This is a genomic window from Xanthomonas sp. NCPPB 3569 (genome assembly GCF_041475645.2).
Classification (GTDB): Bacteria; Pseudomonadota; Gammaproteobacteria; order Xanthomonadales; family Xanthomonadaceae; genus Xanthomonas; species Xanthomonas phaseoli.
Map to the genome: position 1 here is coordinate 4,003,703 of NZ_CM192969.1, position 13,337 is coordinate 4,017,039.

Sequence of the window (13,337 nt, forward strand, 5' to 3'; positions counted from 1 at the left end):
ATAGCCACCCGCAAAGCCACAACCGGTCGGCGACGCGAACGCTCTTACAGCGCGGCCACCACTGCATCGCCCATTGCCACGGTACCGACCTTGGTGGTGCCTTCCGACCAGATGTCGGCCGTGCGCAGGCCTTGATCGAGCACCTTGCCAACTGCGTGTTCGATCGCATCCGCCGCAGCGGCCTGCGCGAAGGTGTAGCGCAACATCATCGCCACCGACAGGATCGTCGCCAGCGGATTGGCGATGCCCTTGCCGGCGATGTCCGGTGCCGAGCCGTGGCACGGTTCGTACATGCCCTTGCTGTTGGCATCCAGCGAGGCCGACGGCAGCATGCCGATGGAACCGGTGAGCATCGAGGCCTGGTCGGACAGGATGTCGCCGAACATGTTGTCGGTCACGATCACGTCGAACTGCTTGGGCGCGCGCACCAACTGCATCGCCGCGTTGTCCACGTACATATGCGACAGCGCGATATCCGGGTAGTCCTTGGCCACTTCCTCGACCACCGCACGCCATAGCTGGCTCGACGCCAGTACGTTGGCCTTGTCCACCGAACACAACTTCTTGCCGCGCAGGCGTGCCATGTCGAAGCCTGCCTTGGCGATGCGGCGAATCTCGCTCTCGCTATACGGCAAGGTGTCGTAGGCCTGGCGCTCGCCGTTGTCCAAGGTGCGGTTGCCACGCGGCTGGCCGAAATAGATGCCGCCGGTGAGTTCGCGCAGGATCAGCAGATCCAGCCCGGCCACGACCTCCGGCTTGAGCGTGGACGCATCGGCCAGCTGCGGGTACAGCAAGGCCGGCCGCAGGTTGGCGAACAGGCCCAGCTGCGAGCGGATCTTGAGCAGCCCACGCTCCGGCCGCAGCGCCGGGTCGATGGTGTCCCACTGCGGGCCACCCACCGCACCCAGCAGCACCGCATCGGCGGCACGCGCGCGCTCCAGCGTTTCATCGGCCAACGGGCTGCCGTATTTGTCGTACGCAGCGCCGCCCAGCTCGTCATACACCAGCTCGAAACCCAGACCGTGTTGCGCGTCAATGCGCTTCAACACCTTGACCGCTTCGGCCATGATCTCCGGGCCGATCCCGTCGCCGGGAAGAATCAGAATCTGCTTGCTCATGCCACCCTCGTGAAGTGACGCCGCAGCGTCATTGAATTCATTGCAATAAGCGCACGCGGCACGATCAACGCACCCGCGTGCGGCTCGACATCACTGCAACGCGCCAAACAACCATGGCTGGCGTGCGCGATGACCTTGCTCGAAGCGCCCGATGGCATCGGCGTCCTGCAAGGTGAGGCCGATATCGTCCAGCCCGTTGAGCAGGCAATGTTTGCGGAAGGCATCGATGTCAAAGCCGTACTCCACGCCATCGGGGCGGCGCACGCATTGTGCGGCCAGATCCACGGTGAGCTGGTAGCCCTCGGTCGCCAGGCATTGCTCGAACAACGCATCGACCTGCGCTTCGGCCAGCACGATCGGCAGCAGGCCGTTCTTGAAACTGTTGTTGTAGAAGATGTCGGCAAAGCTCGGCGCGATCACGGTGCGAAAGCCGTATTCGTCCAGCGCCCACGGCGCATGCTCGCGCGAGGAACCGCAGCCGAAGTTTTCCCGCGCCAGCAACACGCTGGCGCCCTGATAGCGCGGGAAATTGAGCACGAATTCCGGATTGAGCGGGCGCGTGCTGTTGTCGCGACCCGGCTCGCCGATATCCAGATAGCGCCATTCGTCGAACAGGTTCGGCCCGAAGCCGGTGCGCTTGATCGACTTCAGGAATTGCTTGGGAATGATTTGGTCGGTATCGACATTGGCGCGATCCAGCGGCGCGACCAGTCCGGTGTGTTGGGTAAAAGGGGTCATGAGAGAGGCCGAGAATGGGGAATGGGGAGTCGGGAATGGGCAGAGCGGGAAGCAGGACTTTGCGATTCCCTATTCCCGATTCTCGATTCCCTGCAGTTCACGCACATCGACAAAATGACCGCTCACCGCCGCAGCCGCCGCCATCGCCGGGCTGACCAGATGCGTGCGGCCGCCGGCGCCCTGGCGGCCTTCGAAGTTGCGGTTGGAGGTCGAAGCGCAATGCTCGCCGCTGCCCAGCTTGTCCGGGTTCATGGCCAGACACATCGAGCAGCCTGGCTCGCGCCATTCGAAACCGGCATCCAGAAACACCTTGTCCAGGCCTTCGGCTTCGGCCTGTGCCTTCACCAGGCCCGAGCCCGGCACCACCAACGCCTGCTTGATGGTGGAAGCCACCTTGCGGCCCTTGGCCACGGCAGCGGCGGCACGCAGGTCTTCGATCCGCGAGTTGGTGCACGAGCCAATGAACACGCGATCCAGGCGAATGGCGGTGATCGGCTGGTTGGCGGTCAATCCCATGTATTTGAGCGCGCGCTCGATCGAATCGCGCCTGGTCGGGTCCTGCTCGGCGGCCGGATCGGGCACGTGCTGATCGATGGCCAGCACCATTTCCGGCGATGTGCCCCAGCTGACCTGCGGCTTGATGTCTTCGGCGCGCAACTCCACCACGGTGTCGAAGTGCGCGTCCGGATCGGAGACCAGCGTGCTCCATAGCGCCACCGCCGCTTCCCAGTCGGCGCCCTTGGGCGCGAACGGGCGCCCTTTGACGTAGGCAATGGTCTTCTCGTCCACCGCCACCATGCCCACGCGCGCACCGGCTTCGATGGCCATGTTGCAGATGGTCATGCGGCCTTCCATCGACAGCGCGCGGATGGCGCTGCCGGCAAATTCCAGCGCATGCCCATTGCCACCGGCGGTGCCGATCTTGCCGATCACCGCCAGCACGATGTCCTTGGCGGTCACCCCGAACGGCAACGTGCCTTCCACGCGCACCTGCATGTTCTTCATCTTCTTGGCGATCAGGCACTGCGTGGCCAGCACGTGCTCGACCTCGGAGGTGCCGATGCCATGCGCCAACGCGCCGAACGCGCCATGCGTGGAGGTATGCGAATCGCCGCAGACCACGGTCATGCCCGGCAAGGTGGCGCCCTGCTCCGGGCCGACCACATGCACGATGCCCTGGCGCGCATCGTTCATCTTGAACTCGAGGATGCCGAAGTCGTCGCAGTTCTCGTCCAGCGTCTGCACCTGCAGGCGCGAGACCTCGTCGGAGATCGACTCCAGCCCGCCCTGGCGCTCGGCGCGCGTGGTTGGCACGTTATGGTCGGGCGTGGCGATATTGGCGTCGATGCGCCACGGTTTGCGCCCGGCCAGGCGCAGGCCTTCGAAGGCTTGCGGCGAGGTCACCTCGTGCAGGATGTGGCGGTCGATGTAGATCAGCGACGAACCATCGTCACGGCGTGTGACCTCATGCAGGTCCCACAGCTTGTCGTACAGGGTCTTGGCAGTCATCGCGGCAATCCGAGTGGCGGATGGTGGGTGCGCCCACCTGGCTGAGATCGATGCTAGGAGCTTGCCTTGGATTACGCAAATTCATATTGTTTATTCAAGAAATGAATTTTAGGAATAGCAATGGACATGGCGAGCCTCAGTGCCTTCGTGGCGATCGCCGAGAGCGGCAGCTTTTCGGCAGCCGGCGAGGCCTTGCACCTGACCCAGCCGGCGGTAAGCAAACGCATTGCACTGCTGGAGGCGCAATTGTCGGCGCGGCTGTTCGATCGCCTGGGTCGGCAGGTGGTGTTGACCGAAGCCGGTCAGGCATTGCTGCCGCGCGCGCAACGCATCCTGGCCGAGCTGCAGGACACCCGCCGCGTGCTGGAGCATTTGGGTGCAGCCGTTGGCGGCCGCTTGAGCCTGGCCACCAGCCACCATGTGGGGCTGCACCGCCTGCCAGCCTTGTTGCGCGGTTTTGCCACGCAACATCCGCAGGCGGCGCTGGACATCCAGTTCCTGGATTCGGAGCTGGCGTACGCCGCGGTGCTGCGCGGCGAGGTGGAGCTGGCAGTGACGACCCTGGCACCGGACACGCGCGCTCCGCTGCGCGCGCAGCCGATCTGGCACGACCGCCTGCAGTTCGTCGTTGCACCCGATCACCCGTTGGCAGCACGGCCTGCGGTGTCCCTGGACGATGTGGTGGCGCACCCGGCGGTGTTGCCGGATCCGGGCACCTTCACCCATCGCATCGTTGCCAACCTGTTCGCCGAGCGCGGCCTGGTGCCGAGTCTGCGCATGACCACCAATTACCTGGAAACGATCAAGATGCTGGTGTCGGTAGGCCTGGCCTGGAGCGTGCTGCCCGAGCGCATGATCGACCACCAGATCGTGGCGCTGCCGCTGGCCGATGTGGCGTTATCCCGCGAGCTGGGTTGCGTCACCCATGGCGGGCGCACCTTGTCGCGTGCGGCGCAGGCGTTTGTTGCGTTGTTGCATGCGCAGGCGGACCTGGCGCAGGCGTAGGCTGCCGGCGATATGTCTGCAGCGTGCTGCACGTGTCGGCGAAAGATGACGTCAGCAGTTCGATCTCGGCACGAGCGCACGAGAGGTTCGATGGGTCACACGCGGTTTGTTGACTCGGCGGTGCCGCGGCCTGGCCGGCAATGCGGCGATGGTTCTTCGCCACGCGCCACCCGTGCAATGCAACAACGCCTGTCTGCATCGGGCACACGTTCGACACGTCATGCAACGGCGCAACGCCTTACGGCCCGATCAAACGATTCCGCCCCTGCCGCTTGGCTTCGTACAGACGATGGTCGGCCAACGCCAGCAATTCGCGCCGGCTGGGCGCCTCCTCGCTCATCGCCATGCCCATGCTGGCGGTACAACGCACGGTCATGCCTTGCGCATCGACTTGGATGTCGGCCAGTCGCTGTCGCATGCGCTCGAACAGCGCGCGCGCCTGCACTGCATCCAGCCCGGTGGCCGCCAGCAGGAATTCTTCGCCGCCGTGACGCGCGGCGAAGCAATGCGCCTGCTCCTGCTCGCCCAGCACCTCGCCGATGGCCGATAGCACCGCATCGCCCACCTCATGGCCGTAGTCGTCGTTTATGCGCTTGAAATGATCGATATCCATCAACGCCAGCGCCAACGCCGCGCCACCGGCGTGCGCCTCATCGAACCAGTGCTGCAGCACACGCTCGGCTTCGCGTCGGTTCGGCAAGGCCGTCAGCACGTCGTGGCTGGCGCGGTATTCCAGCTGGCGCATCAACGCTTCGCGCTCCTGGCTGGCCTGCTGCAGCGCCAGGTTCTTGTCGCTCAGTTCGCGCGTGCGCCGGTCGATGACGGTATTGAGCTGGCGCTGACGCAGGCGATAGCTGGCGGTACGCCACAGATACAAGCCGTAGATCACGCTGGCCAGGCCAAGGATGCCCAGGCCGATCACTTCGCCTCGGCGCCACCACGACGGCGCCAGTTCGATGACCAGGCTGGCTTCGCCCAGCAGATCGTCTTGCCGCCAATCCACCGGCAGCGACATGGCTTGCACGCGGAAGCGGAAACGGCCCGGCGGCAAATTGGTGTAGACCGCTTCGCTGGCATTGTCGGCATCCACCCACTCCGGGTCGAAGCCTTCCAGCCGGTAGCGATACCGCACCTTGTCCGGGCCGCGGAAATTCAGCCCGGCATACACGATCGCGATACGCCGGGTCTCGGCGCCGAACCGGTGCGGGCCACTGAGCGGCTGCACCATGCCATCGACCAGCAGGCGCTCGAAGACGATCGGCACCCGATGGCCTTGCAAGGTGCCCACGCGGGCCGGGTCGATCACGCCCAGGCCTGCGGCGGTGGGGAACAGCAACTGCCCGGACTGGGTCAGCCAGCCAGCCGGTGCGCTGCTGCCGTTGCCCTGGTTGCTGGGCATGCCGTCGCTGCGGTCGACCACCTCCACGCTCAATTGCTCGCGCGTGCCCGCATCGAGCTGGTCGAAGTTATCGCGTGCGATGCGGAACACCCCGTGGTTGCTCGACAACCAGAAATAGCCACGGCCGTCGTCGATCACGCGAAACACCTTGTCGCGCGGCAGCCCGACCCGGTGGTCGTAGACGCGGAAGCTGTCGCCGCGCAACCGCAGCAGGCCGCGATCGCTGGCAATCCACACATCGCCAGCGGCATCGCGCAGGAAATCGAAGGCGTTCTGCCCGGGGAAATCCTGCTCGCCCAGCCAGGCGCGGGTGCTGCCGTCCGGCGAAAGCGCGGTCACGCCGCGATCGGTGCCGATCCAGACAATGCCCTGCGCATCGCGGTACAACACCTGCACCGACCCATCCGGTACGCCGTCGGCGGCGGTGTAGCGGCGCGCCTTGCCGTTGCGCCAGCGCACCAGCCCGGCGGTGGTGCCGATCCACAGATCGTCGCCGTCCGGCAACACCGCACGCACCGACATGGAGGGCAGTCCATCGGCCGCGCCGATGCGCACCAGCACGTGGCCTTGCGCGTCCAGACGCACCACGCCCTGGCTATAGGTACCGGCCCAGACGCCGCCATCGCCAGCATCGGCCAGCGCCAGCACCGATTGCTCGAGCACGCGCCCACCTTCGCTGGGCGACAGCGACACCCGGCTGATGGTGCCGTCGCGCCAACGATCCAGGCCGACGGCATTGCCCACCCACACCGTGCCCTCGCCGGTCTGCAGCACGCAGCGCACGTAGTCCGAACTCAGGCCTTCGTCGTGGGTGACGCCGTGCGCGGCGCCCTCGGCAATACGGAACAGCCCGTGGGTGCTGCCGACCCAGATCAGGCCTTCGGCGTCTTCCAGCAGCGCCGGGCTGGCGACGCCGGAAATGGCGATTTGCTCGTCCGGGTCGTTCGGGCCGCTGTGCACCACCAGCATTCCCGAAGACAGGCTCATCCACAGGTGCCCGCGGCGGTCCAGCAACACCGAATCCACGCGTTGCCCCTGGCGGAAGCGCTGCAGGCCACCGCCACGGCTCCACCACCACACGCCATCGTCGCCGGCGACCAGCAGGCCGCCCTGACGGTCGCTGGCCAGCCGCCGCACCGGCGCATCGCGCATCCCGTGCGCCCTTCCCCAGGCCGCAGCCTGGCCGCCATCGTGCGGCAGGCGATACAGCCCGACCTCGGTGCCGACCCACAGGTCGCCGCTTTCGTCTGCAGTCAGTGCGGTGACGCGCGCGCGCGGCAAGCTGGTCTGGCGGCCGACGTCGACCACCCGCCCGTCGCCCTCGATGCGGTACAGCGTCTGCGGCGTGCCCACCCACAGCGCGCCATCGGCACGCCGCAGCAGGGCGCTGACCGCAAGATGGCGCGCCGACGCATCGCCCAGCTGCCGCCAGTGACCGTCCTGATAGTGGTAGACGCCGTCGAACGCAGTGCCGAACAGCATGCCGCCGGTGCTGTCGCGAACCACCACAAATACCCCGCCCAGCTCGACGCCGGGAGTGTTCTGACGGTCGTACACGGTGAAATCGCGCCCATTGAAGCGCGCCACGCCTTCCCAGGTACCCAGCCAGATCAGCCCGTCTTCGCCCTGGGCCACCGCGTGCACCAGGTTGTGCGGCAGGCCGTCGTCCATGTTCCAGCGCGTGACGGTGTGGTAAGCGGAGTGCTTGAGCACCTGCGCGTCGGCAGGCCAGGCGTTGAGCATGGCGCAGCACAGCAGCAGCCACAGCCACGCGTGCCCGATCCGCCGCACGCACGTGCTGCGAACGCAGCTTGTGTGCGCCTGCGTACCGCCCCTTCCCACGCTCCCCGTCCCCTCGTCCGTGCTCGCTGGAGATACCTGCCCGTATGCACTGGCAGGCCTACGGCAAATTTATCACCGGGGTTTTGGTGCCGCCTTCGGTGGATCCCTGACAGCTGCCGGGAGCGGCACGACACCGGGAACCGGGCAGACGGAACCGTTAACGTCGCGGTTGGGCGCCGAGTATAAATATAGAACCCCATGGTCTAGTATTGACGACATGTCCAGCTCGTCCCCCCTCACTTCCAAGACCAAGAGCAACGGCCCTGGCCGTCCCAAGGATCTTGGAAAGCGTGCCGCCATCCTGGGTGCCGCCCGCACCATGTTCATGGAACAGGGCTATGCAGGGGTCAGCATGGATGGGATCGCCGCGCAGGCCGGCGTCTCCAAGCTGACCGTGTACAGCCACTTCGGCGACAAGGAGAGCCTGTTTTCCGAGGCGATCCGCACGCAATGTCAGCACATGATGCCGGACGACCTGTTCGATCATGCTCCCAAGGGCGCGTTGCGCGACCAGCTCACCGAGATTGCCCATGCGTTCTTCGCCATGGTCAGCACCGAATCGGCCATCTCCACCCACCGCATGATGATGGCGCCCGGCACCGGCGACGTGCATATCCGCGAGATGTTCTGGGATGCAGGCCCCAAGCGCACGCAGGGGGCGCTGGCGGATTTCCTGTCCGCGCGGGTGGCCGACGGCCAGCTGGAGATCCCGGACGTCGCGCGCGCCGCCTCGCAATTCTTCTGCCTGCTCAAGGGCGAGCTCTACGCCCTGATGATGTGCGGCCTGCACGGCCAGCCCACCCGCGCCCAGGTCGATGAGCACATCGACACCAGCGTCGACTTCTTTTTGAGGGCCTATGCGCCGCGTTGAGCGTCCCCGGCCTTTGGTGGCGATGACTTCCGGCACTGCGCCGGATGGCAGCGCGCGGCGATGCTAGATGCGCCAGGTGCCTCGCGCACCGGTAAAATGTTCGCCCCACCGCGTTGGATACCCGCACCATGACGATCGATTTCACCCAGGCCCGCGAAAAGATGGTCGAGCAGCAGATCCGGCCGTGGGACGTGCTGGACCTGCGCGTACTCGACGTGCTGGCGCGCCTGCCGCGCGAAGCCTTCGTGCCGGAGGCCTACAAGACGCTGGCCTATGTCGACGTGGAAATTCCGCTGTCGGCCGGCCACAAGATGATGAAGCCGGTGGTCGAAGGCCGCATGTTGCAGGCACTGGACCTGCAACCGGGCGAGGACGTGCTGGAAGTCGGCACCGGCAGCGGCTTTGCCACCGCCTGCCTGGCCGCGCTGGCACGCGAAGTGCTCAGCCTGGAGATCGACCCGGCGCTGGCTGCGGCTGCGCGCGCCAATCTGGATCGCACCGGCCTGGGCAGCAACGTCCGCATCGAAACCGCCGATGTCTTCGGCTGGCAGAGCGAGCGTCGCTTCGACGCCATCTGCGTGACTGGCGCGGTCGACACCCTGCCCGTCCAGTGGCTGCAGTGGTTGCGCCCGAACGGCCGGTTGTTCGTCGTGCGCGGTCACGACCCGGTGATGGAAGCGGTCCTGGTCCGTGGCGAGGTCAACGCCCCGCGCATCGAATCGTTGTTCGAAACCGACCTCGCCTATCTCCAGGGCGCCGCACCGACGCCCCGATTCCAATTCTGATTCCCAAGGAAGCTTCCCCGATGATCCGCCGATCCCTCGTCCTGGCCCTGGCCGCCGCCCTGTCTCCCATGGCTGCGCACGCCACCGACCTGCTGCAGGTCTACGAAATGGCCCGCAACGGCGATCCGCAGTTGGCCGTGGCCGAGTCCACGCGCCTGGTCAATCGGGAGGGTCAGGTGCAGGCGCGTGCGGCGCTGCTGCCGCAGCTGGACGGTAGCGCCAGCTACACCCAGTCGCACCGTGAGCTGGAAGGCGTCGATGGCCGCTCCACGACCAAGCAGCGCCAGTACGCGATCCAGGGCAGCCAGACCATCTTCAACTGGGCGCAGTTTTCCAACCTGCGTGCGCAGCGCGAAGTGGCCAAGGCTGCGGACTTCACCCTGGCATCGGCCAACAACGACCTGATCACCCGCACCTCGGCGGCGTATTTCCAGGTACTGGTGGGGATCGAGTCGCTGGCGGCGGCCGAGACCAACGAAGCGGCCGCAAAGAAGCAGTTCGACTACGCCGACAAGCGTCTGGAAGTGGGTCTTGCACCGATCACCGACGTGCACGAAGCCCGCGCCCAGTACGACCAGGCGCGCGCCGACACCATTACCGCGCGCAATACGCTCAAGGACTACTACCAGGCATTGACCGAGCTGACCGGCCAGCCGGTGGTCGGCTTGCGCGCGTTGCCGGATGAGTTCCGTCCCGAAGTGCCGGCCGCCTACAGCAACGTGGATCAGTTGGTCGCCACCGCGATCGCCGATAACCCCGCATTGAAGGCGCAGCAGTTGCAGGTCAGCGCTGCCGAGGCGCAGGTCAGTGCCGCGCGTGCCGGCCATCTGCCCACGCTGAGCCTGGGTGCCAATGTCGGCCGCAGCAACAGCTGGGGCGGCCAGGGAACGGTCGATGAGGCGGCAGGCAACTTCACCACCGCAGGTCGCGACATCGATACCGATTCGGTGGGCATCACGCTGACGATTCCGATCTTTGCCGGCGGCGCAACCCAGTCGGCCGTGCGTCAGGCACTGTCGCAGCGCGATATCCAGCAGAACACCTACGAGCAGCAGAAGCGCGCACTGGATCGCAACACCCGCAATGCCTACCAGACCGTGGTTGCCGGTATCAGCGAAGTGGAAGCCCGCCGCCTGGCCGTGGTGTCGGCGCAAGCCGCCTACGACGCCTCGCAGGTGGGTCTGGAAGTGGGCACGCGCACCGTGCTGGACGTGGTGCAAAACCAGCGCACGCTGTTCCAGGCGCAGCTGAACTACGCACAGTCGCGTTACAACTTCCTGCAGAACCGCCTGCTGCTGGGCCAGGCCATCGGCAAGCTCGACATCACCGATCTGCAGGACGTCAACCGCCTGCTATCGCAGGATGCCGAGTCCAAGCTGCAGGGCAGTGGTTCGTTGCAGTAAGGCCAGCTGGATGCACAAAAAAGCGGGCCACGGCCCGCTTTTTTTGTGCGCGATGCAACCGCATGCGCACCTGTCGTGACGGCTGCTGCAAGTGCGGTAAATCGGCAACGCCGACATGCAGCCTCCGACGCAAGCGATCCCACCACGCGCATCTCACTGCCCGACGCACACGCTCACTGCGGACCGCAACGAAGGCTGCACTCCGGCGCCAGGCGCGGTGGAGTGCAGCACGTCCATGCACGCCGCCACGCAACGAGCGACACCCCTCACGCCACAACGCCCGCGCTCGCCAGCGGCGGCAGATCGGGCGCGATCTGCACCAAGGTGCGGGCCACGGCGCCCTTGCCGTTGGCGACCAGCGCCAGGCCTGCAGCGGTCATCGCCTCGCGTTGTGCGGGGTCGGCGAGCAGGCGCGCCAACGCCTGGTAGACGCACTCGGCATCCTCGCAGATGGCAACGGCATCGGCTTCGCGCATGCGCCGCGAAATCTCCGAGAAGTTATGCAGATGCGGGCCGGTGATTGCCGGCGTTCCGACGGCGGCCGGCTCGAGCAGGTTATGCCCGCCGATCGGCTGCAAGCTGCCACCGACGAAAGCCACCTGCGCGCACGCATAGAAGCTCATCAGCTCGCCCAGGGTGTCGATGACGAAGACCTTGTCGCCTGCCTGCGGCCATTGCTGCGCCTTGCGCGTGGCAACGCGCCAACCTCGCTCGCGTGCCACTGTCTCGACCTTGGGAAAGCGCTCGGGATGGCGCGGTGCCCACAACAGCAGCACGTCCGGGAATTGCAGCAGCAAACGCGCGTGGATATCGGCAACGGCCGCCTCTTCGCCTTCGTGCGTGCTGGCGGCGATCCACACCGGGCGCGTGGCCGGCACGTGCATGCGGAACTGCGCGACCAACGCCTGCAATTGCGCTGGCGCGGCGATATCGAACTTGAGATTGCCCAGCGCAATCACCTGATCCGGGCGCGCGCCCAGGGTGACAAAGCGCTCGGCATCGTCCTGCGACTGCGCCGCCACGCAGGTAACGGTGCGCAGCGCGCGACTGATCAACGGTGCCAGCAACCGGTACCCGCGCAACGAACGCGCCGACAACCGTGCGTTGAGGATGTACACCGGAATCTGGCGATCGCGGCAGCCGAACAACATGTTCGGCCACAGCTCGGTTTCCAGGATCAACGCCAGCCGCGGGCGGAAGTGTTCGAGAAACCGCCCCACGCTGCCCGGCACGTCGTAGGGCAGATACACATGGTCCACCGCATCGCCCCACAGGGCGCGCACGCGCTCGGAGCCGGTGGGGGTGATGGTGGTGATGACCCAACGGATATCGGGGCGCTGCGCACGTAGCGCATTGACCAGCGGTGCGGCCGCGTTGACTTCGCCCACCGACACCGCATGCACCCACACGCGCGGGCGCCCGCAGGCATGCGTGTAGGACGCATAGCGCTCGTTCCAGCGATTGAAGTATTCGCGCACGCGAAAGCCACGCCACACCAGGTGGTACACCGTGACCGGCAGCAACAGGTACAACAGCGCCGAGTACAGCCCGCGCAACAGCCATTCGATCGGGTCTTTCCGCATCGGTGCAGGATACGGGAGCGTCCGTGCGTGCGCATGTGCACGCTGCCCGCTAGGCGCAATCCCTTAGAATTGGCGCATGTCCGAGCCCGCCAACGTCGCCGTCCGCCCTTCCCTGCGCAACCCCAAGCACTGGCCGATGTATCTGGGCCTGGCGGTAATGGTGGTGGCCGGGCGCCTGCCCTGGACGCTGCAACGTGCAGTGGGCCGCGGCGTGGGCTGGATTGCAATGCGCCTGGCGGGCACGCGTCGGCGCGCGGCCGAGGTCAACCTGAAACTGTGTTTCCCCGAGCAGGACGATGCCTGGCGGGCGCGGCTGTTGCGCGACAGTTTCGACGCGCTGGGCGTGGGCCTGTTCGAGTTCGCGCGCGCCTGGTGGGGCAGCATCGACGCCATTCGACCAGGCGTACAGATCGAGGGCCTGGAGCATCTGCAGCAACTGCAGCAGCAAGAACGCGGCGTGTTGCTGGTGTCCGGCCACTTCATGACGCTGGAAATGTGCGGGCGCCTGCTCTGCGACTACGTGCCGCTGGCCGGCATGTACCGCAGGCATCGCAACCCGGTGTTCGAGTGGGCGGTCAAGCGTGGGCGCTTGCGCTATGCCACGCACATGTTCGCCAACGAAGACCTGCGCGCCACCATCAAGCATCTCAAGCGCGGCGGTTTTCTGTGGTATGCGCCGGATCAGGACATGCGCGGCAAGGACACCGTGTTCGTGCCGTTCTTCGGACATCCGGCCTCCACCATCACCGCCACGCATCAGCTGGCACGGTTGACCGGCTGCGCGGTCGTGCCGTACTTCCATCGTCGCGAAGGCGGCCGCTACATCCTCAAGATCGCACCGCCGCTGGCCGACATTCCGTCCGATGACGTCATCGCCGATACCACGCAGGTCAATGCCGCCATCGAAGACATGGTGCGCGAAGCGCCGGACCAATACCTGTGGATCCATCGGCGCTTCAAGCGCCAGCCGGGCGGACGTAGCGCGTTCTATCGCTGACGCCGGCGCGGCGAATGCCTGCAACGCATGCGTGGGCGTTGCGCTGCATAGCGCGCAAATCGAACGAGGTGCCGATCAACCGCACGC

General features: G+C 66.2%; 10 protein-coding genes. 5 read left to right on the forward strand and 5 right to left on the reverse strand.

All coding sequences use genetic code 11. The features are described 5' to 3' along the window. Positions 1-44: 44 nt before the first annotated feature. The 3 genes from leuB to leuC all read right to left on the reverse strand — a co-directional run bounded on the left by leuB (position 45) and on the right by leuC (position 3,365). A complete protein-coding gene (gene leuB / locus ACCQ03_RS17270) occupies positions 45-1,118 on the reverse strand; it encodes a 3-isopropylmalate dehydrogenase (RefSeq protein ID WP_017157472.1) in 1,074 nt (357 codons plus the stop codon). A gap of 90 nt (positions 1,119-1,208) precedes the next feature. Next, a complete protein-coding gene (gene leuD, locus ACCQ03_RS17275) occupies positions 1,209-1,856 on the reverse strand; it encodes a 3-isopropylmalate dehydratase small subunit (RefSeq protein WP_209225810.1) in 648 nt (215 codons plus the stop codon). Between the two features lie 69 nt (positions 1,857-1,925). Further along, positions 1,926-3,365 carry a 3-isopropylmalate dehydratase large subunit gene (leuC, locus tag ACCQ03_RS17280; RefSeq protein WP_209225808.1) on the reverse strand — a complete coding sequence of 480 codons (1,440 nt, stop codon included), beginning with the start codon at positions 3,363-3,365 and terminating at the stop codon, positions 1,926-1,928. 120 nt (positions 3,366-3,485) lie between these two features. Here leuC and ACCQ03_RS17285 point away from each other — a divergent pair, with 120 nt between their 5' ends. Beyond that, entirely contained in the window at positions 3,486-4,370 is an 885-nt protein-coding gene (locus ACCQ03_RS17285) for a LysR family transcriptional regulator (RefSeq protein ID WP_209225806.1), read from the forward strand. Positions 4,371-4,608: 238 nt separating this feature from the next. On the opposite strand, the gene ACCQ03_RS17290 is transcribed toward ACCQ03_RS17285, so the two are convergent. Continuing rightward, on the reverse strand, positions 4,609-7,611 hold the full coding sequence (locus ACCQ03_RS17290) for a two-component regulator propeller domain-containing protein (protein ID WP_209225804.1): 3,003 nt from the start codon (positions 7,609-7,611) through the stop codon (positions 4,609-4,611). Positions 7,612-7,828: 217 nt separating this feature from the next. Here ACCQ03_RS17290 and ACCQ03_RS17295 point away from each other — a divergent pair, with 217 nt between their 5' ends. The 3 genes from ACCQ03_RS17295 to ACCQ03_RS17305 all read left to right on the forward strand — a co-directional run bounded on the left by ACCQ03_RS17295 (position 7,829) and on the right by ACCQ03_RS17305 (position 10,670). Beyond that, the gene (locus ACCQ03_RS17295; protein ID WP_057679900.1) at positions 7,829-8,482 is read left to right on the forward strand and encodes a TetR/AcrR family transcriptional regulator; all 654 of its coding nucleotides are present in this window, start codon (positions 7,829-7,831) and stop codon (positions 8,480-8,482) included. Positions 8,483-8,610: 128 nt separating this feature from the next. Continuing rightward, the gene (locus ACCQ03_RS17300) at positions 8,611-9,267 is read left to right on the forward strand and encodes a protein-L-isoaspartate O-methyltransferase family protein (RefSeq protein ID WP_017157477.1); all 657 of its coding nucleotides are present in this window, start codon (positions 8,611-8,613) and stop codon (positions 9,265-9,267) included. 20 nt (positions 9,268-9,287) lie between these two features. Next, positions 9,288-10,670, forward strand: a complete 1,383-nt coding sequence (locus tag ACCQ03_RS17305; protein WP_209225802.1) for a TolC family outer membrane protein — start codon at positions 9,288-9,290, stop codon at positions 10,668-10,670. 266 nt (positions 10,671-10,936) lie between these two features. Here the strand turns inward: ACCQ03_RS17305 and waaA are convergent, their stop codons facing one another. Then, positions 10,937-12,253: a lipid IV(A) 3-deoxy-D-manno-octulosonic acid transferase gene (waaA, locus tag ACCQ03_RS17310; protein ID WP_057679901.1), complete on the reverse strand. Its 1,317-nt coding sequence runs from the start codon at positions 12,251-12,253 to the stop codon at positions 10,937-10,939. A gap of 76 nt (positions 12,254-12,329) precedes the next feature. Between waaA and ACCQ03_RS17315 the strand changes: the two genes are divergently transcribed. Beyond that, the gene (locus ACCQ03_RS17315; RefSeq protein WP_017157480.1) at positions 12,330-13,250 is read left to right on the forward strand and encodes an LpxL/LpxP family Kdo(2)-lipid IV(A) lauroyl/palmitoleoyl acyltransferase; all 921 of its coding nucleotides are present in this window, start codon (positions 12,330-12,332) and stop codon (positions 13,248-13,250) included. The last annotated feature ends 87 nt before the right edge of the window (positions 13,251-13,337 follow it).